This window comes from Micromonospora sp. C81 (genome assembly GCF_018070425.1).
Lineage (GTDB): Bacteria > Actinomycetota > Actinomycetes > Mycobacteriales > Micromonosporaceae > Micromonospora > Micromonospora zamorensis.
Window position 1 is genome coordinate 122,731 of the sequence record NZ_JAGPXS010000003.1, and the last position, 19,248, is coordinate 141,978.

The following is a 19,248-nucleotide window of genomic DNA, read 5'->3' on the forward strand; positions in this document are numbered from 1 at the left end:
GCCCGTCGCGGGACGACAGAGCTGGCGATCGGCGGATAACGTCGGCGCATGACTGTTGAGCACCCCGCGCTCGCACTGCGTGGCCTGGCCAAGCGGTTCGACGGCACGATCGCGGTGGCCGGCGTCGACCTGGACGTCCCCGCCGGCTCCTTCTACGGCCTGCTCGGCCCGAACGGCGCCGGCAAGACCACGACCCTGTCGATGGCGGTCGGGCTGTTGCGCCCGGACGCCGGCTCGGCCCGGGTGCTCGGGCAGGACGTCTGGCAGGACCCGGTGGCTGCCAAGCGGCTGCTCGGCGTGATGCCCGACGGTGTGCGCCTGTTCGACCGGCTGACCGGGGCGGAGCTGCTGGCGTACAACGGTTTGTTGCGGGGGATGGACCCGGCGGTGGTCGACCAGCGGGCCGCGGAGCTGCTGGACGTGCTGGCGCTCGGCGACGCGGGTCGGACGCTGGTGGTGGACTACTCGGCGGGCATGAAGAAGAAGATCGGCCTGGCCTGCGCGCTGCTGCACGGCCCTCGGGTGCTGGTGTTGGACGAGCCGTTCGAGGCGGTCGACCCGGTCTCCGCCGCGCTGATCCGGGACATCCTCACCAGGTACGCGGCCGGCGGCGGCACTGTGGTCTTCTCCAGTCACGTGATGGAGGTCGTCGAACGGCTCTGCTCGCACGTGGCGATCCTGGCCAGCGGCACCATCAAGCGGGTCGGGACGATCGGCGAGGTCCGTGGTGACCGCTCGCTGGAGCAGGTCTTCGTCGAGGTGGTCGGCGGGCGCACCGCGACGGGTGAGGAACTGTCGTGGCTGTCCCGGTGAGCACGGACGCCGCGCCCGTGCGCACGGTCTCCGCCCGGCACTTCGTACGGCTCAAGCTGCGCGTGATGGGCAACAACTTCCGCGGCCAGGGCTGGCGGATCGCGATGTTCATCGGTGGCGTGTTCCTCGGCCTCTGGTTCGCCGCCAGCGGCTTCTTCCTCTTTGCCCTGCCCGGCCTGACGGGCGATGGGCAGTACGCGGTGCTGGTCGCGGCGGCGGGCGGTGGCCTGCTGGTGCTTGGTTGGCTGCTCCTGCCGCTGGTCTTCTTCGGTGTGGACGAGACACTGGACCCGGCCCGGTTCGCGCTGCTGCCGCTGCCCCGCCGCACTCTGGTGACCGGCCTGTTCGCGGCGGCTCTGGTGAGCGTGCCGGTGCTGGCGGTGCTGATCGCGTCGTTCGGGTTGGTGCTCACCGCCTGGTCGTTGGGCGGTTGGTCGGCGGGGCTGGTGGCGGTGGTCGGTGTGATCGCCGGGCTGCTGCTCTGCGTGGCCGCCAGCCGGGCGGTGACGAGCGCCTTCGCGACCATGTTGCGGTCTCGTCGGGTCCGCGACCTGGCGGCCGTGCTGCTGGCGGTGACTGCCGCGCTGCTCGGTCCGTTGCAGGTGTTCGGTCTCGCCGCGCTGCGGGAGGCCGACTGGACCCGGTTGACCGGTGTGGCGACCGTGATCGGTTGGACGCCGTTCGGCGCGCCGTGGACCGCCGGCATCGACGTGGCCCAGGGGCGGGTGTGGGCGGCCCCGGTCAAGTTGCTGATCACGGTGGTGGCGCTCGGTGCCCTGCTGGCCTGGTGGTCGCGGTCACTGGAGTCGGCGATGGTGGGTGCGGCGAGCGCCGGTAAGGCTCCGGTGCAACGCGGTGTCACCGGCGGCGCGATCGCCCAACTCTTCCCCAAGGTCGCCGGCTGGGCCCGTCGGGACCGGTTCGGCGCACTGGTCGCCCGGGAGGCCCGTTACTGGTGGCGGGACGCCCGCCGCCGGGCCAACCTGATCACGATCGCGGTGGTCGGCATCTTCGTGCCCGTGATGATCAACCTGGGTGGCGCGGGTTTCGTGGCCGGGGACGGGCCCGATTCGACGACGAGTGCCGCCAACAGCTCACCGGTCCTGGTCACCATCTCCATGCTCTTCGTGGGTGTGGTCGCCGCGGTCACCCTGGCCAACCAGTTCGGCTTCGACGGCAGCGCGTACGCCGTGAACGTGGTGGCCGGGGTGCCCGGTCGGGTCGAGCTGGGCGCACGGATGACGGCCTTCTCGCTGTACGTCCTGCCGATGCTGGCGTTCGTCGCGGTGGTGCTGTCGATCGTGCTCGGCCGGCCAGGTTGGATCGGGCTCACCATCGGCGGCCTGGTCGCCACCTACGGTGCCGGGCTGGCGGTGAACAGCCTGGTCTCGGTGCTCGGGGCGTACTCGCTGCCGGAGACGAGCAACCCGTTCGCGATGAACAGCGGCGCGGGTATGGCGAAGGGGCTGCTCACCCTGCTGGCCATGCTCGCCTCGGCGGTCGCGGCGGTGCCGATGGTGGTGGCCGCCGCGCTGCTCGGCGACGCCTGGCTCTGGCTGGCCCTGCCGGTGGGTGCGGCGTACGGGCTGGGGGCGGCGCTGCTGGGCGCGTACCTGGCCGGCGACGTCCTGGACCGACGCCAACCGGAACTGCTGGCCACTGTCACCCCACGCCGCTAGCCGGTCTGCCGGCTGGGGGCCAGGGCAGCGTCGGCGACGAAGCCACGCCAAGCGGCCGGAGCGAAGGTGAGGGTCGGGCCCGACCGGTCCTTGCTGTCCCGAACCAGCACGACGCCGGGCAGATTGTCCGCCACCTCGACGCAATTGCCGCCGGAGTCGGTCGACCGAGTGGAGGTGCGCCAATGTGGTTCGTTGAGCGTCATGGTGTCACCTTCAGCTTCCGGATCAGATCCATTGAGGCGCTTGTGGAGAGTGCTTCGCCGAGGAGGCTATCCCATTTGCGATCAATCAATCGGAGTATCTCCGGGTCGTCAATAACGTGTCCGCGAGCGGCATTCTCCAGGTAGAGCACCCTGTCCCCGTCTGGCAGATCGGCGAACACGAAGCCGCCCCCAAAGCCGACATGCTCCCCGACGCTCAGTGGGATGACGTGCAACCGGACGAACGGCAGGTCGGCCACCTCAAGCAATCGGCCAAGCTGGGCATCGAGCACGACCGGGCCGCCCACCGGCCGGTAAAGGCCCGTCTCGTCCACCAGGAAAACGCAATACGGCGGCATACTCCGGGACAGCAGCAGTTGGCGTTCCAACCGAACCGCAACAAGCTCGTCGACCACAGCCGGCGGATGCAGTCCACCGGCCGAGATGACAGCGCGGGCGTATTCCTCGGTCTGGAGAAGACCGGGCACGAGGCATGCCTCGAAGGCACGTAGGCGCGTCGCCTGCTGCTCATATCCGCGCCACGGGACGAACCAGGATGGACCGCGCTCCTGGTCGGCAGCCTTGAGGAGTTCGGCGAGGAGGCCGCCGGTGGCGAGGGCCTCGTCGGCGGCGACCGCGAATTCCATTGTCGGCCGACGCCGCCCGGTCTCGATGGCGGCCACCGTGGACGGACTCCACTTGGTCAGCGAGGCCAGAGCCTCCTGGGACACCTCGGCACCGGCTCGGGCGGCCTTCAACGCCCGTACCCACATCTCGACGTTCATCCTTACCTCTCCGGTAAGTACGTGACCCCGCTGCGTAGTAAGCCCTGGCATCCTCCCCTCTCCGCGCCCCTCAGTCCAGGGTGGATGACACGCGGCCCGGCCGGTGGAGGCGATGTCCCGGCGTCCGGTCCTGCGATCGGGCCGCCCTGGTCATCCCCCCGATCGGGGCGGCCCTCGTCGACCGGGAGGAGATCAGCCATGTTCGGGTTCGTCCGTGGCAGGAACGGGGCGCGGTGGTCGTACCGGAAGCGTCGTGCCACCGGCGCGGCCGCCCGCGCCAAGTGCTCGTGGCCAAGATCCGCACAACATCAGGGTTGTTGGTGCCTCCCGCGTGTCGGAGGCAGCAACATCCGGGAAGTTGCTCGGATCTTGGAGCGTGACGTGGAGCGTCATCGGTGAGCCGCCCGCACCTGCCGATGCGGCCGCTGTGGCGGTGTCGGGGCTGCGGCGCGCTCTGGCCGTGCCAGCCGGCGCGGCTGGCGCTGCTCGCCGAGTACCGGCACGACCGTGTGGGGCTGCTGGTCTACCTGGGCTCGGCGATGGCGGAGGCGGGCGATCAACTCGCCCGCCTCAATGGGCGCCCCGCCGACCTGCACGAGCGCTTCCTTGGTTGGGCGAGGGTCCGGGGCGGCACAATGTTTCACGTGAATCATGAGCCGGGCGCCGAGATCCATTCCACCGACCCGTTCGCGGTGCCGAGCGGGCAGCGATCGCCGGTGCGTCGACTCCGCGGCCGGCTCGCCGCGCCGGTGACTCTCTGGACGGCCCCCGGCCCGGCCGGGCTCACGGTGTCGTCCACCCTGGTCGCCGAGGGGGAGCCGGACCGGCTGGTTGGGCTGATCGACGCGGAGTCCGACTTCTGGGCGGCAGCCGAGGAGGCGGGCCGGTTCGCTGTCACGCCGCTCGGCCCGCCGCACCGGCAGCTCGCCGACCGGTTCGCCGGCCTGTTCCCCTCTCCGGGTGGGCTCTTCGCCGCGGACACGTGGATCGAGACGCCCTACGGGCCGGTGCCGGCGGACGCGGGCGGTTGGGCCGCCTGCCGGCTGGACACCGCCCGGGAGTACGGCTGGGGCCTGCTGGTGGAGGCCACCATCGAGGCTGTCGACCTGGCCGAGGAGGCCGCTCCGCTGCTGCACTATCGCGGTCGGTACCACGAGCTGCCGAACTGAACGGGCGACCCCCGGGGACCGACCGGTCACCGGGGTGATCTGAGTCACTGGGCGCAGCCAGGCAACCGCTCGGCGCACTCGACGACCGACGTCGATCTCGGCCTTCCCCGTCGGGGAGCGCGCTCTTTACGGTGCGCGAAACTCCCTCTGACGCCTGTGAAGGTGGTGATCCACAGATGTCCACGGACACACCCGCTCCGGCTGCTTCCCAGTCGGACAAGTACCTGGCCGTACAACGGTCGGACGAGTTCGCCGGGCTGCGGCGTGCGCTGCGCGGCTTCGTCTTCCCGATGACCGTCGCGTTCTTCCTGTGGTATGCGCTCTACGTCATTCTCTCCGCGTACGCCCGGGACTTCATGGGCACGAAGCTGTTCGGCAGCAACATCAACGTCGCGCTGGTCTTCGGCCTGCTCCAGTTCGTCTCCACGTTCCTGATCGCCTGGCTCTACTCCCGGTACGCGGACCGGAAGATCGACCCCATCGCCGACCGGATCCGCGCCGAGATCGGGGAGGTGACCCGTGAAGACGGTTCACGCGGTTGAGACGTTCCTCGCGGCTGAGGCGGGCAATCACACCGCCCGCAACCTGACCATCACGCTGTTCCTGGTCTTCGTGGCGGTGACCCTGGCCATCACGATCTGGGCCAGCCGGCAGACGAAGACGGCAACCGACTTCTACGCGGGCGGCCGGTCCTTCTCCGGTTTCCAGAACGGCATGGCGATCGGCGGCGACTACATGTCGGCCGCGTCGTTCCTCGGCATCGCCGGCATCATCGCGCTCTACGGCTACGACGGCTTCCTCTACTCGATCGGCTTCCTGGTCGCCTGGCTGGTGGCCCTCCTGCTGGTCGCGGAGCTGCTGCGTAACTCGGGTCGGTACACGATGGCCGACGTGCTGGCCTTCCGGATGCGCCAGCGTCCGGTGCGTACGGCGGCGGCGGTCTCCACCATCACGGTGTCGATCTTCTATCTGCTCGCGCAGATGGTGGGCGCCGGCGCGCTGGTCGCGCTGCTGCTCGGCATCAAGCCGGGCACGACCTTCCTCGGCATGGACGCCGCCACCGCGAAGATCGCCACCATCATCATGGTCGGCGCTCTGATGATCATCTACGTCACCGTGGGTGGCATGAAGGGCACCACCTACGTGCAGATCGTCAAGGCGTTCCTGCTCATGGGCGGCGCGCTGCTGATGACGATCCTGGTGCTGGCGAAGTTCAACTTCAACCTGTCGGCGCTCCTGGGCCAGGCCGCCGAGGCGTCCGGCAAGGGCAGCGCGTTCCTCGAACCCGGGTTGCGGTACGGGGTCGAGGTCGCCGGCAACTCGACGCAGACCTTCTACAACAAGGTGGACCTGCTGTCGCTGGGTATCGCCCTGGTGCTCGGCACCGCCGGTCTGCCGCACATCCTGATCCGCTTCTACACGGTGCCGACTGCGAAGGCGGCCCGTAAGAGCGTGCTCTGGGCGATCGGCATCATCGGCACCTTCTACCTGCTCACCCTGGCCCTCGGCTTCGGTGCGGCGGCGTTGGTGGGCAGCGCGGCGATCACCGCGCAGGACAAGGCCGGCAACACCGCGGCGCCCCAGCTGGCCGAAGCGCTCGGAATCGACTTCTTCGGCGGCGAACTGGGTGGTGCGGCACTGCTGGCGATCATCGCGGCGGTCGCCTTCGCGACCATCCTGGCGGTGGTCGCCGGGTTGACGTTGGCCTCGTCGTCCAGCCTGGCGCACGACTTCTACGCCAACGTCATCAAGCGGGGTGACACGTCGGAGCGGCAGGAGGTACGCGTCGCCCGGATCTCCGCCCTGGTGATCGGCGCGGTGTCGATCGCCCTGTCGATCTATGCACAGAACCTCAATGTGGCGTTCCTGGTGGCGCTGGCCTTCGCGGTCGCCGCCTCGGGCAACCTGCCGGCGATCCTCTACAGCCTCTTCTGGCGGCGGTTCAACACCTCCGGCGCGGTGTGGGCGATCTACGGCGGTCTGGTCTCGGCCGTGCTGCTGGTGTTCTTCTCGCCGGTGGTCTCCGGCGCGGCGACGTCGATGTTCCCGGACCACGACTGGCAGTGGTTCCCGCTGTCCAACCCGGGCATCCTCTCCATCCCGTTCGGTTTCCTGTGCGGGTGGATCGGCACCGTCATCTCCAAGGAGCACGACGAGGACAAGTACGCGGAGCTGGAGGTGCGGGCCCTCACGGGCTCCGGCGCCCACTGATCCGAGCGCTCGTCACGAGAGGCCCCCTGTGCTCAACAGGGGGTCTCTTCGTGCAAATGGGGGTCGGTAGGCTGACCGGCATGAAGGTTGCTGAGCGCTTCGGTTCCGGTCACCGCGTTCTCGTCACCGGCGGCGCCGGTTTCGTCCCGTCGCACCTGGTGGATTCCCTGATCGCCCGGGGCTGCACGGTGGTGGCGCTGGACAACTTCGTGACCGGCTCCAAGGAGAACGTCGCCCACCTGCTGGACCGGCCCACCTTCACGCTCGTCGAGGCGGACCTCTCCGACGGCCTGCCGACCGACCATCCGGCGCTGGCCGAGCGGTTCGACGCGATCCTGCACATGGCCTCGCCGGCCAGCCCCACCGACTTCGCCCAACTGCCGGTGGAGATCCTCCGGGTCGGCTCGGTGGGCACCCTGCACCTGCTGGAGCGCGCGGTCGCCGACGGCGCCCGGTTCCTGATGGCCTCCACCTCCGAGGCGTACGGGGACCCGAAGGAGCACCCGCAGCGCGAGACCTACTGGGGCAACGTCAACCCGATCGGGGTCCGCAGCGTCTACGACGAGGCCAAGCGCTTCTCCGAGGCCGCGACGATGGCGTACCACCGCTACCGCGGGCTCGACGGGGCGATCGTCCGGATCTTCAACACCTACGGCCCGCGGATGCGCCCGGACGACGGCCGCGCCATCCCCACGTTCATCTCCCAGGCGCTGCGCGGCGAGCCGATCACCGTGCACGGCACCGGCAACCAGACCCGGTCCATCTGCTTCGTCGAGGACCTGGTGCGGGGCATCCTGCTGCTGCTCGACTCGACCGAGACGGGCCCGGTCAACTGCGGCACCGAGCACGAGCTGACCATGCGGCAACTCGCCGAGTTGATCGTGTCGCTCTCCGACAGCAGCTCGGAGGTGACCTTCGTCACCCGCAGCTCGGACGACCCGGAGATGCGCCGCCCCGACCTCACGCTCGCCCGTGAACTGCTCGGATACGAGCCGACGGTCGCGCCCGAAGATGGCCTGCGGCGCACGATTGAGCACTTCCGGGCACGGCTAGGGTAACCAGTTCACCGCGTACCGCCTGCCGCTGAGTGTCGCCTGAAGGCGGCGGTGGCTCCCGCTACGTACCCTGAGTTACATGTCCGCGACTTCGTCTGCCGGCGTCCCGCATCCGTACCTGCACCGCAGCGCCGGGCGCGCGTCGGTGCCCGGCCCCGATCGGGGCGCCTCCGGGCGTGCCCGTCCGACCGAGGCACGCTTCTACCCGTCGTACGACGAGGAGGAGCCCAGGCCCGGCGGCCCGACGGGGCCACGCGGGCCCGGCGGCCCGGGTGGTGCCGGCGGGTCCGGGCGGCGTGGCCCGCGACCGCGCTGGGGTCGGATCGCCCTGGTGGCCGGGGTCGCGGTGCTGGTGCTGGCGTTGCTCGGCAGCGTGGGGGCCTGGCTCTACGCCCGCAACCTCAACAATGACCTGGCCCGCACCGACCCGTTCGCGGAGATCACCGGTGGCCGGCCGGTCAAGACCGTCGACGGCGCGCTGAACATCCTGTTGGTCGGCAGCGACTCACGGGACCCGGACGCACCTGTCGACACCAGGAGTGAGTGGCGCGCCGACACGGTCATCGTGATGCACATCCCGGCCGACCACCAGGAGGCCTACCTGGTCTCCATTCCGCGTGACCTCTACGTGCCGATCCCGGAGAGCGCCGGCGCGGACTGCGACTCCGGTGAGCGCGCGAAGATCAACGCGGCGTTCGCGTTCGGCGGGCTGCCGCTGGCGGTACGCACCGTGGAGTGCTTCACCGACGTGCGGATCGACCATGTGATGGCGATCGACTTCGGCGGGTTCAAGGAGGTCACCGACGCCCTCGGCGGGGTGGACCTGAAGGTGGAGCGGACGGTCACCTCGATCCACAAGCCGTACCGGACGTTCACCAAGGGCACCAACCACATGGACGGCGCGGAGGCTCTGGACTGGATCCGGCAGCGTAAGCAGTTCCCGGATGGGGACTTCGCCCGGATGCGGCATCAGCAGGAGTTCCTTCGGGCGCTGATGGACAAGGCGGCGAGCAGCGGCACGCTGGCGAACCCGAAGAAGCTCAACGATTTCCTCCAGTCGGTGACTGCGGCCGTAACCGTTGACCAGGGTTTCTCGGTTACAGACATGGCGCTGCAGTTCCGCAACCTGCGCGGCCAGAACCTCACCTTTGTGACCAGCCCGAACTCGGGCAGCGAGACGAGAAACGGCGAGTCGGTGGTCGTCTCGGACCGGGAGAAGGCGCTTGCCATGTACAAGGCCATGTCGGCGGACACCATGGCGGACTGGGTCAAGGCCAACCCGCCGAAGGGCAACGCCGGCGGCTGACCGAGGCGGGCACCCCGCTGCCGACGGCCCGCCGGCGAACCCGCCGTTCGGGTCATCGAGTGGCGACGATCGACTGAATCCGGGAAGATCGACATCCGATTGATCCGAGATGAACTCGCCAAGTCGTTTTCATGTCCGTACAGTGGTGCCGCCCCCTCCTGATCACGAGCTGGAGCACGAATGCCGGTTCAGGCCAGTCGTCGCCCTTCCTCCTCCGGGTCTGCCGCGCCCAGCGGCCGGATCTCTGCGGCCATACCAGTGCAGCCACGCCCCTCGGGCGGCGGACCGGGCGGTCGTCCGCCCGGCGGCGGCGACGGCGGCAGTTCGGGTGGCGGTGGCGCGGGTGGCGGTGGGTCGGCGAAGAAGCGGACCAAGCGCAAGGACCCCCTCTGGGCCCGGCTGACAGTGGTGTTCGGGGCGGTGCTGATGCTCAGCAGCGGGGCGGCCATCGTCGGCACCAAGGTGGTGATCGGGCAGGCGACCGGCGGCATCGCCCAGCGCAACCTGCTGGGGGAGGCCGGCAAGTCCGACGCCGAGGGCGGGGCGAGCCTGGAGGGGCCGATCGACATGCTGCTGCTGGGCGTGGACGCCCGGGAGCGCTGGGCCGCCGACAACGTCCGCTCGGACAGCATCATCATCCTGCACATCCCGGCCACGCACGACCAGGCGTACCTGATCTCCATCCCCCGGGACACCGAGGTGCAGATCCCCCCGTTCAAGAAGAGCGGCTACGCCGGAGGCAGCGGAAAGATCAATGGAGCGTTCCAGGCCGGCGCCGCCAACGGTGGTGGCTGGGAGGGTGGCGCGCAGCTGATGGCGCAGACGATCAAGCGCCTCACCGGGATCAGCTTCGACGGCGCGGCGATCATCAACTTCGGTGGCTTCAAGAACGTCATCGACACCCTGGGCACGGTGCGCATCTGCGTCAGCCAGGAAGTCGAGTCGCTGCACATGTCGTACGTCGACGGCAAGCCGATGTGGAACGCCGACGCCAAGAAGACCGGCAAGGCGCGCACCCCGGTGGTGCACAAGAAGGGCTGCCAGGAGATGGAGGGCTGGGCTGCACTGGACTACTCCCGGCAGCGCAAGACCCTCCGCAACGGCGACTACGACCGCCAGCAGAACCAGCAGCAGCTGATCAAGGCAATGGCCAAGAAGGCCACCGACCGCGGGATGCTGACCAACCCGGCCAAGATCAAGCAGTTGATCAAGGCGGCCGGCGAGGCGTCCGTGCTGGACACCGGCGGCGTGCCGATCGAGGACTTCATCTTCACCATGCGTGGGGTCACCGGCAACGAGCTGACCATGCTCAAGACCAACAACGGCACCTTCAACGCCAACGGCAACAACACCGAGGGTCTGAACGAGGAGACCAAGGAGATGTTCCGGGCGGTCAAGCAGGACAAGCTCGCCGAGTTCGTCTTCACCCACCCCGAGGTGATCTCCAACCGCAAGTGACGGCCGGGAGTCGCGAAAACCCAGCGACGGCATCGTCACCGCCCGTAGCCTGACGTGAACAGGTTTCACGTATCGGCTGCGGGGAGGCGGTCACGTCCAGGTGGGGACGGAACGCGGCGGGCCGGGCCGGAGCGGCCCCGTCGGCCCGAGCACGCCGCGCCCGCGGGTCACGGATCATGCTCGGCGTCGGCCTGGTCCTCGTGCTGCTGGCCGGGCTCGCCGTGGCCGGGATCAGGACGCTGAGCAACCGGTACGAGCGAACGGTGACCAAGGAGCAGTTGCTCGACGCCGACTCCCGCACCGACCGCACCGACCTGGACGGGCCGCTCAACTACCTCCTGGTCGGCTCCGACCGCCGCCCCGGAGGCAGCGGGCCGGACCAACGCTCCGACACCATCCTCATCGTGCACGTACCCGCCGGCCAGCGGGAGGCGTACCTCGTCTCCATTCCCCGTGACCTGCTGGTCGCCATCCCGGCCGGGAACGGCTTCGGCGGCGGCCAGGACAAGATCAATGCGGCGTACGAGCACGGCGGCGGCGGGCAGGCCGGCGCCCAACTGCTCTCCGCCACGCTGACCCGGCTCACCGGCATCCGGTTCGACGGTGCCGCACTGATCGACTTCTCCGGCTTCCGCAAGGTCATCGACCTGCTCGGCGGGGTGCAGATGTGCGTGGACACCGAGGTCCGCTCGATCCACACCAACCGGGTCTTTCCCGTCGGCTGTCAGCAGATGGACGGGGCACAGGCACTGGACTACGTCCGGCAGCGCTACGACCTGCCCGGCGGCGACTACGACCGGCAGCACCACCAGCAACAGTTGCTCCGGGCGATGCTGGACAGCGCCGGCAGGGCGGACCTCCGCAGCAACCCGATCAAGCTCGACCAGGTGCTCCGGGCGGTCGGCGGGTCGTTGACCGTCGACACCAACGGCGTACCCCTGGAGGACCTGCTCCTCGCGCTGCGCGCGCTGCCGCCCGACGGAATGCGCGGCGTCCAGGTGCCCTCGTCACCGCAGACCATCGACGAGGTCTCGTACGTGGTGCTGGACAACGGGGGCAACGGGCTGTTCGAGGCGGTTCGCGGCACCCGGGTGCCCTCCTGGGCGCAGGCCAACCCCCGCTGGGTGACCCGGTTGTGACGGTGTCGACGGCCGGGTCGGTGCCGAACCGGCCGACGAGGATCTAGTGTTGCTTCCTGTGTTCGGACCCCAGGTTCCCACCGTGCCCGTGACCGAGATCGCCGACGAGACCTACCTGCTGGATGTGCGGGAGGACGACGAGTGGGCGGCCGGCCACGCCCCCACCGCTCACCACCTGCCGATGATGGAGTTGCCGGCACGGCTGGCCGAGGTGCCCACCGACCGGGAGGTGGCGGTCGTCTGCCGTTCCGGCGGCCGCTCCGCCCAGGTCGTCGCCTACCTGATCAACAACGGCTGGGAGCAGGTGCGCAACGCCGACGGCGGGATGCGCCAGTGGGCTGCCGTCGGCCGACCGGTGGTCGACGCGAACGGGCAGCCCGGCCAGGTCATCTGAGGCGGACGGGATGGGCGGGCCACTGGTCTTCGCGCACCGCGGCGCCTCGTACGACCTTCCCGAGCACACCCTCGCCGCGTACCTTCGCGCTCTCGACGAGGGCGCCGACGGCCTGGAGTGCGACGTCCGGCTGACCCGGGACGGGCACCTGGTCTGCGTACACGACCGTCGACTCGACCGCACCAGCAACGGTCGCGGTCTGGTCAGCGCGCGTACGCTCGCCGAGCTGGACGCACTGGACTTCGGCTCGTGGCATCCGGGCAGCGCACCGGGCGGCGACCTGCCGCCGGACGACTCGCACACCCGGCTGCTCACCCTGGCCCGGCTGCTGGACGCGGTGCTCGACGCCGGCCGGCCGGTCCGGCTGCTGGTCGAGACGAAGCACCCGTCCCGCTACGGCTCGAACGTGGAACGCCGACTGGTCAGCCTGCTGCGCCGCTACGGGCTGGCCGACCCGGCGCCGGACGACCCGGTGCAGGTCACCGTGATGTCGTTCTCCCCGCTGGCGGTCCGCCGGGTGCGCGAACTCGCCCCGACGCTGCCCACCGTGCTGTTGCTGGAGGTGTTGCCGCCCTGGCTGCGGTTGGGCCGGCTGCCGTTCGGCTCCCGCATCGCCGGGCCGGGTATCGGCCTGGTCCGGGGCCGTCCGCAGCTGCTGCCCGCGCTCCAAGCGGCCGGCAACGAGGTGTACGTCTGGACGGTCAACGAGCCCACCGACCTGGAGCTGGTGCTGTCCGCCGGGGTGGACGGGATCATCACCGACCGGCCGGCGTACGCCCTCGCCCGGCTGGGCCGCTGACGGGCGGGGGTGCCCAAATCCGGGTCGACGGGGCAGACTCGCCCCCATGCCGGAGCGTATTGACTTCCCCGCTCTCCTCGCCGGCCACACCGTCGTGATCGAGATGATCAATTCTGGGGACGCCGGCCTGCCGGTCCTCACCCAGCTCCTCCGGGTGGCCCAGCCGGCACTCGGCGCGACCGGTATGGCGTTCGTCGAGTTCGGTCCGACCGGTGGTCGCGTGATCTCCGCGACCGGCGCGGCGGAATGGGCCCTCGGTCGTCCGCTGGCCGCCGACGACCCGGACACCGTCTGTCTGCTCGCCGGGCCGCGGGTACGCCAGGTACGGGTGGACCACCTCAACGGCAAGCTGGCCGGCGAGCTGAGCGGCAGCGACCTGCACTGGATGGTGGTCTCCCGGGCGGAGATCGGCGGCCACATCGTCGGGAGCATGCACGCGCTCTACTCGGACGACGACGAGCCGGGACCGGACCAGCAGGCGGTGATCGGCTACCTCGCCTCCTGCGTCGCGCACATGTACGGCGACCAGAGCGGCCTGCCGGTGCACGGCGACGGCCCGGTGGTGGCGGCACTCGCCGACGGGCTGGCCGTCGTCGACCGGGACGGGCACGTCCGACTCTGGAACCCGGCCGCCGCCCAGGTCACCGGGCGGTCGGTCGAGCAGGCGCTGAGCGCGCCGTTGCCGTTCCCGCTGCCTCCCTCCGGCCAGGTCCGGGACCACCGGATGCCGGACGGCCGCTGGCTGCGGATCACCTCCGGCGAGCTGCCCGGTCCGGGCACGTTGCGGGTGGTCACCTTCCGCGACATCACCGACCAGCAGCGCCGCGACCACGACCGGGAACTGTTCGTCGCGGTGACCAGCCACGAGCTGCGCACCCCGGTCACCGTCATCAAGGGGTACGCGGACACCCTCACCGACCACTGGGAGTCGCTCACCGAGGTGGACCGGCGGCAGGCCGCCCGGGTGATCGGGCAGCGTGCCAACGAGTTGGCCCGGTTGGTCGACCGCCTCCTCTCCTCGGCCGCCGAGACCGGGCCGGGGGACGACCCCGCGACCCCCTTCGACCTCGGCGAGGCGCTGCGCTCCGCCGTCGGCGACCTGCCGGCGGACCTGCGTCGCCGGCTGGTGCTGCTCCTCCCGACCGACCTGCCCAAGGCGCTCGGCCACCGGCCCAGCCTGGCCACGGTGTTGACCGAGCTGACGACCAACGCCGGCAAGTACTCGGCACCGGACTCCCCGATCGAGATCACCGCCTCCGTGGACGGTCAACTGGTGGCGTTCCGGGTCAGCGACCGGGGCATCGGCATCCGACCGGAGCACGTGGAGCGGGCCTTCGACCGGTTCTGGCAGGGCGAGTCCGGCGACCGGCGCGGCTATCCGGGGGCAGGGCTCGGCCTCTATCTCGTCCGCCGGATCGTTGAACAACAGAATGGATGGGTATCCCTACGTCCGAGGACCGGCGGCGGTACGGTCGCAGAGGTGCGGCTACCACGCGGTTGACCGAGGTGGCGCGACGTGGAGGCGACGGTGGCAGCGGCAACGAGAGAGCGGGCGTGGTGCGTGGTGGTTCCCCACCACCCGGTCGGGGCACGGCTGGCCCGGCACCGGCTCGCCGGCGAGTTGGCGGACGTCGTACCCCCGACGCTTCTCGCGGATCTGATCGCGGTGCTCGCGGAGCTGGTGGGTAACGCCGTGCGGCACGCCCGGCCGCTGCCCGGCGGAGTCATCCGGGTGGCCTGGCACCTACGCCCCTCGGCCGAGGGCGCTCTGATCCAGTTGCGGGTCACCGACGGCGGTGCGAGCACCGGGCCGCGGATCCGGACAGCCAGCCTCGACGCGGCGGACGGGCGAGGGCTGCACATCGTGGCCGGTCTGGCCACGCGTTGGGGAGTCGAGCGCGACGGCATGGGCCAGCGCGTCTGGGCCGAGTTCGACCCGGTGCCGGCACCCCGACCCGACCTGGTGCCGGCACGCTGACCGTCCTTGATCCTGACCTCGTCGGTGCGACCGGTGCTCGACAGGCTCGGGATGGGTGGGTCCCGCCCACGGAAAGCCGGTCGGGGCTCTAGGCTGTGACGCCGTGAGCAAGCGTCGAAAGAGCCAGCGCACCGCAGCCGACACCGCCCCCCGCCGGGAGAAGGTGCGGGACATCTTCGTGCCGCGTCCGTTCGACGGGCTGGTCGACGAACCCGAGTGGATCGCCCTGCGCGAGTTGGTGCCGGCCGCCTCCGCGCCGCTGCGACTGGCACCCGCCCTGGTCGAGGAGTTCGGCGACCGGTCGGCGACGCTCGCCACGGTGCTGCCGATGGCCGCCCCGGCGATCAGCAAGCCGGACGGTCGGGTGCTCATCGGCCTCCAGCGCCACCAGCAGTCCGGTGACGTCTCCCGGGACCTGGCCGAGGCGCTGCTCTGCGCACTGCGGACCGAGCCGGGTGGCCAGGTGGCCGTGCCGCCGCTGCCCGGCCCCGGCCCACGCCTCCAGGACATCCTCGCGGACGGTCCACTGGACATCACGATGCACGAGGGTTTCGAGTTCTGGCTCGACCCCGGGGCCGGCGATGATCCGACCGTCCAGGCGTCTCTGGAGCGGGCCAACGCGGCCATCTACCCGACCGTGCGGTTGACCGCCGCGAAGGCCGCGTACTGGTGTCAGGTCCCGGAGAAGGCACACGTGCGCTGGGTGTTGCCCGAGGACGAGGACGCCGCCCTGGACGCGCTGGCCCGCCTCGGCGCGGCCGGTTCGCTGACGCTCGGCGAGCAGACCAAGTTCGCCGGCATGTTCCGCGCGCACGGCCGTCTGGTGCCGGTCTGGGACCTTCCGGAGGAGACTCCGGCCGCCGACTGGGAGGACCCGGTGGCGCAGTTCGCGAAGCGGTACGCGGAGGCGCTCGCCGCCACCGACCCGCTGGACGCCGCCGGCCGACGCGCCCGTCAGGGGCTGCTCGGCCGCCAGCTCACCCTCCGCTGAGCCCGGCCCGGCCCGTTCCGGCCGGCAACGGCTCGCGGGTGATCGGGCAGGACATGCAGCGCGGCCCTCCCCGGCCGGACCCCAGCTCGGAGCCGGCGATCGGGATCACCTCGATGCCGGCTCGCTCCAACTGTGCGTTCGTCTCGGTGTTGCGCTCGTAGCCCACGCAGAGCCGGGGCGCCAGCGCGAGGGTGTTATTGCCGTCGTCCCACTGCTCGCGTTCCGCGGTGACCGGGTCCAGCCCGGTGTCGATGACCCGGAGCAGGTCGAGGTCCATCGCGTCGGCGGCGGCCCGCAGGAACGGCGCCGGCCCGTCCACCCGCGGGTCCTCACCGTCCGCGCCGGCGATGACGGTGTACGCCGACAGCGTGCTCGCGATGTTGGGGTACATCAGCACGGCGTCCACGTCGACCATCGTGCAGACGGTGTCGAGGTGCATGGTGGCGCGCTTCTGGGCGATCGGCACCACCAGGATGGTGTGGGCCAGGCCGGCGGCGAAGACCTGCCGACCGAGGCGTTCGGCACCGGCCGGTGTGGTCCGTTCGCCCACCCCGACCGCCAGCACCCCGGGCGCGAGCAGCAGCACGTCCCCACCCTCAAGGTGTTCGAGGTTGGGGCGGTAGACGAACTCGGTGCCGGCGAAGCGCGGGTGGTGCCGGTAGATGGCGTCGGTCAGCGTGGTCTCGCGGCGGCGGGCGGGCATGGCCAGGCTAGTGACGCCGACCCGGTCGCCGATCCAGAGCGACGAGTCTCGGGTGAACAGCAGGTTGGGCAGCGGGTCGATGACGAAGTCGTGCCGATCCATCAGGGTGTAGACCAGCCCGCCGGGCCGCTCCGAGCTGATCCGCAGTTCCTCGTGGGCCAGCCCGGCGGTCAGCACGTCGGCCAGTGCCGCCGGGTCCAGGTAGGAGAGGTGGTCCGCGACGCGGGCCCGCAGGGTGTCGCCGAGCCGTCGGGAACGCAGCACCTGTTCGGTGAGCTCGGCGCGAGCGTCCGCGACGGCAAGCGTCTCGGCCAGCAGGGTGGCCAGGTAGAGCACCTCCACCCCGCGCTCGCGCAGGGCGGCCGCGAACGCGTCGTGCTCCTCCTGGGCCCGCCCGACCCAGGGGATCGCGTCGAACAGGAGCGAGTCGTTGTTGCGTGGGGTGAGCCGGGCCAGTTCGGGGCCGGGCCGGTGCAGCAGTACGGTGCCGAGCCGCCCGACTTCACTGTCGACGTAGTGGGTCACTCCCGCAGCGTAGGGCAGGGTTTGGCGGCATCCGAGAAAAGAACTGTGGATGAATATGGCATTCATCCACAGTCATTCCGGCGCTCCGGCTTGCCGAACCCCGGTAGTGGCAACGTAGGGTAGTGGGGACATAACTTCGAGGGACCTTTTGCCGGAGGTCGACGACGATGACTGTCTTTCCCGCACGACGAGCCGTACCGTCCGCTCGGGCACTGCCGCCCGTCGCGGTGCCACACCCCCGTGCCGAGTCGACGGGGGTTCTCGAACCAGTCCGTCCGACACCGCTCGAATGGGCCCGCCGCCGTCGGGCCGAGCGAGGGGCGCGCCGCCTGGAGGCGGCCGGGGCGCGGGCGCTGGGCCAACTCGATCACCTCGGGCCCGCCTGGCACGTGATCGAGTGGCCGCGCACCGACGTGACAGACATCCTCGACCGCGGTCAGGACGAGCGCGCCGGGTTCCTCGCCATCGGGCCGAGCGGCCTCTTCGCCGTGACCATCGCCGACCACGGCCGGGCCAGAGTGCTCGTCGCCGGGGACGTCGTGCAGATCAACGGCAAGCGACCGCCGTACGTGGCCGAGTCCCGCCGGGACGCCAAGCGGGCCAGCAAGGCCCTCTCCGACGCGGTGGGGCTGCCCGTCCCGGTGACGCCGGTGCTGACCTTCGTCGGCTCCGGCGTTATCAGTGTCTACGGCCTTCCGAAGGACTGTCTGATGGCCACCCACCGCGAGCTGGATCGGCTTCTCGTGGCCGGTGGCAGTCGGATCAGCCCTGCCACGGCCGAGAAGCTGTCCCGGGTCGCACAGCACCCTGGCACCTGGCTGAACGGCACGTACCGTCCAGCTGCCGACTACCGGTGGTATGACGAGGGCCGAACGGCCGCTGACAAGCCGGCCAGTCGCCGGTAACGTCACCGGCGACGCCACGCGGCTCCGGTCCCCCGTCCACCTCACCGGCTTCCCGCGCCGTCACCGGCCGCCTCGGTTCAGGCTGTGCGGCCAGGGTGACCAGGTGCGCTCGGTGATTCGTCGGCGACCCGCTAGCGTGGACAGTCGATCGGTGCACATAGGAGGCGCGGTGGCCCACGTCGAACTTTCGCTCTCGGAAGCGTTCGTGCCGGCGGCGCGGGCCTCGACAGAGCCGGAGTCCGACAATGTCGGCCAATGGTCCTCGACAGTGTCCCGGGCCGACGAGCCGTGCCTGCTGATCGACGCCGACACGAGGGTGGTGGCGATCTCCACGGCCGGCTGCGAGCTGCTCTGTCTGGGCGAGCCGGGCGCTCTGATCGGGCGACCGCTGCTCGACGGAGGGCTGCGCCTGCTCGATTTCACCGCCAACCGGGGCGAGCTGACCGAGGCCGAGGCCGACAAGATCCCGCCCCTGCTGGCGCTCTCGTCCGGCCGACTCGCTCGTGGGCTGCTCCGGGTGCAGGCCGCCTCGGCCGACAACTCCGACGCGACCGTCGACGCGATCTCCACTCCGGTGCTCACCGACGGCACCGTCGCCGGTTCGCTCACCTTCTTCTCCGAGGTCTGACCTGCGGCGGAGTGTGTTGTTCACCGCACGCGGCGTTGCTGGGATGAGCCCGCGCGCAGGCCGTAGGGTGCCCTCATGCTCGATATCGCGCTGCTGCCGGGGGACTACGCCGTGTGCCGCCTGGCCGCCGGCACCACCCTGCCGTACGCGTTGTCCAGCGGGCTTCGCGACACCGACGTGGTCACGGTGAGCTGGACCTCCGACGGGATCTCCGTGATCTGCCCGACCGACCGGGCTCCGGCACAGGCCGTGGTGGAAACCGTGTGGCGCTGTCTGCGGGTCACCGCCCCGGTGGGGATGGCCGCCATCGGCAGCCTGGCCGCGCTGGTCGACCCGCTGGCCGAGGCACGGGTCAGCGTGGTCACGTTCTCCACCTTCGACACCGACTATCTGCTGGTGCCGGCCGTCCGGCTGACCGAGGGCACTGCCGCGCTACAGCGCGCCGGGCACCGCGTCACCTGCTGAGCTTCACCCCCACCGGCCGCTCACCCTACGATGGGCTCGGCCACC

General features: G+C 70.6%; 20 protein-coding genes. 17 read left to right on the forward strand and 3 right to left on the reverse strand.

Going from position 1 to position 19,248, the window contains the following annotated elements:
- The first annotated feature begins 48 nt into the window (after positions 1–48).
- Together KBX46_RS06715 and KBX46_RS06720 are read left to right on the forward strand one after the other, a co-directional pair.
- Positions 49–813: an ABC transporter ATP-binding protein gene (locus KBX46_RS06715; RefSeq protein ID WP_088950716.1), complete on the forward strand. Its 765-nt coding sequence runs from the start codon at positions 49–51 to the stop codon at positions 811–813.
- Complete coding sequence (locus KBX46_RS06720; protein ID WP_210791658.1) at positions 798–2,492, forward strand: ABC transporter permease; 1,695 nt, start codon at positions 798–800, stop codon at positions 2,490–2,492. The genes KBX46_RS06715 and KBX46_RS06720 overlap by 16 nt, the downstream gene beginning before the upstream one ends.
- Here the strand turns inward: KBX46_RS06720 and KBX46_RS06725 are convergent.
- Positions 2,489–2,695 (reverse strand): DUF397 domain-containing protein, encoded by a 207-nt coding sequence (locus KBX46_RS06725; RefSeq protein ID WP_210791660.1) that lies wholly within the window; start codon positions 2,693–2,695, stop codon positions 2,489–2,491. The two genes, KBX46_RS06720 and KBX46_RS06725, sit on opposite strands and share 4 nt — an antisense overlap.
- Entirely contained in the window at positions 2,692–3,477 is a 786-nt protein-coding gene (locus KBX46_RS06730) for a helix-turn-helix transcriptional regulator (protein ID WP_210791662.1), read from the reverse strand. Before KBX46_RS06730 ends, KBX46_RS06725 begins: the two co-directional genes overlap by 4 nt.
- Before the next feature lie 416 nt (positions 3,478–3,893).
- On the opposite strand from KBX46_RS06730, the gene KBX46_RS06735 reads away from it, so the two are divergent.
- The 12 genes from KBX46_RS06735 (at position 3,894) to KBX46_RS06790 (ending at position 15,977) form a co-directional block, all read left to right on the forward strand.
- The gene (locus tag KBX46_RS06735; RefSeq protein ID WP_210792030.1) at positions 3,894–4,646 is read left to right on the forward strand and encodes a flavin reductase family protein; all 753 of its coding nucleotides are present in this window, start codon (positions 3,894–3,896) and stop codon (positions 4,644–4,646) included.
- Positions 4,647–4,822: 176 nt separating this feature from the next.
- Entirely contained in the window at positions 4,823–5,188 is a 366-nt protein-coding gene (locus KBX46_RS06740) for a DUF485 domain-containing protein (protein WP_088950720.1), read from the forward strand.
- A complete protein-coding gene (locus tag KBX46_RS06745; RefSeq protein WP_210791664.1) occupies positions 5,166–6,857 on the forward strand; it encodes a cation acetate symporter in 1,692 nt (563 codons plus the stop codon). Before KBX46_RS06740 ends, KBX46_RS06745 begins: the two co-directional genes overlap by 23 nt.
- 80 nt (positions 6,858–6,937) lie before the next feature.
- A complete protein-coding gene (locus KBX46_RS06750; protein ID WP_210791666.1) occupies positions 6,938–7,915 on the forward strand; it encodes an NAD-dependent epimerase/dehydratase family protein in 978 nt (325 codons plus the stop codon).
- Positions 7,916–7,991: 76 nt separating this feature from the next.
- Positions 7,992–9,218 (forward strand): LCP family protein, encoded by a 1,227-nt coding sequence (locus KBX46_RS06755; protein ID WP_210791668.1) that lies wholly within the window; start codon positions 7,992–7,994, stop codon positions 9,216–9,218.
- 180 nt (positions 9,219–9,398) lie between these two features.
- A complete protein-coding gene (locus tag KBX46_RS06760) occupies positions 9,399–10,676 on the forward strand; it encodes an LCP family protein (RefSeq protein ID WP_210791671.1) in 1,278 nt (425 codons plus the stop codon).
- A gap of 200 nt (positions 10,677–10,876) precedes the next feature.
- Positions 10,877–11,815: an LCP family protein gene (locus KBX46_RS06765; protein ID WP_210792031.1), complete on the forward strand. Its 939-nt coding sequence runs from the start codon at positions 10,877–10,879 to the stop codon at positions 11,813–11,815.
- Between the two features lie 58 nt (positions 11,816–11,873).
- A complete protein-coding gene (locus KBX46_RS06770) occupies positions 11,874–12,209 on the forward strand; it encodes a rhodanese-like domain-containing protein (RefSeq protein WP_030487745.1) in 336 nt (111 codons plus the stop codon).
- A 10-nt stretch (positions 12,210–12,219) separates the two neighbouring features.
- A complete protein-coding gene (locus KBX46_RS06775; protein ID WP_088950726.1) occupies positions 12,220–13,008 on the forward strand; it encodes a glycerophosphodiester phosphodiesterase family protein in 789 nt (262 codons plus the stop codon).
- A gap of 46 nt (positions 13,009–13,054) precedes the next feature.
- Positions 13,055–14,509 (forward strand): PAS domain-containing sensor histidine kinase, encoded by a 1,455-nt coding sequence (locus KBX46_RS06780; protein WP_210791679.1) that lies wholly within the window; start codon positions 13,055–13,057, stop codon positions 14,507–14,509.
- Between the two features lie 60 nt (positions 14,510–14,569).
- Positions 14,570–14,986, forward strand: coding sequence for an ATP-binding protein (locus KBX46_RS06785; protein WP_088950728.1), 417 nt, complete (start codon positions 14,570–14,572; stop codon positions 14,984–14,986).
- A 103-nt stretch (positions 14,987–15,089) separates the two neighbouring features.
- Positions 15,090–15,977 carry a DUF5926 family protein gene (locus tag KBX46_RS06790; RefSeq protein ID WP_088950729.1) on the forward strand — a complete coding sequence of 296 codons (888 nt, stop codon included), beginning with the start codon at positions 15,090–15,092 and terminating at the stop codon, positions 15,975–15,977.
- Here KBX46_RS06790 and KBX46_RS06795 read toward each other — a convergent pair.
- A complete protein-coding gene (locus KBX46_RS06795; protein WP_088950730.1) occupies positions 15,964–17,205 on the reverse strand; it encodes an arginine deiminase in 1,242 nt (413 codons plus the stop codon). The two genes, KBX46_RS06790 and KBX46_RS06795, sit on opposite strands and share 14 nt — an antisense overlap.
- 167 nt (positions 17,206–17,372) lie before the next feature.
- Here KBX46_RS06795 and KBX46_RS06800 point away from each other — a divergent pair, with 167 nt between their 5' ends.
- The 3 genes from KBX46_RS06800 to KBX46_RS06810 all read left to right on the forward strand — a co-directional run bounded on the left by KBX46_RS06800 (position 17,373) and on the right by KBX46_RS06810 (position 19,203).
- The gene (locus KBX46_RS06800; protein WP_088950731.1) at positions 17,373–18,110 is read left to right on the forward strand and encodes a hypothetical protein; all 738 of its coding nucleotides are present in this window, start codon (positions 17,373–17,375) and stop codon (positions 18,108–18,110) included.
- A 169-nt stretch (positions 18,111–18,279) separates the two neighbouring features.
- Positions 18,280–18,738, forward strand: coding sequence for a hypothetical protein (locus KBX46_RS06805; RefSeq protein WP_088950732.1), 459 nt, complete (start codon positions 18,280–18,282; stop codon positions 18,736–18,738).
- Between the two features lie 75 nt (positions 18,739–18,813).
- The gene (locus KBX46_RS06810) at positions 18,814–19,203 is read left to right on the forward strand and encodes an ACT domain-containing protein (RefSeq protein ID WP_210791681.1); all 390 of its coding nucleotides are present in this window, start codon (positions 18,814–18,816) and stop codon (positions 19,201–19,203) included.
- Positions 19,204–19,248 lie beyond the last annotated feature (45 nt).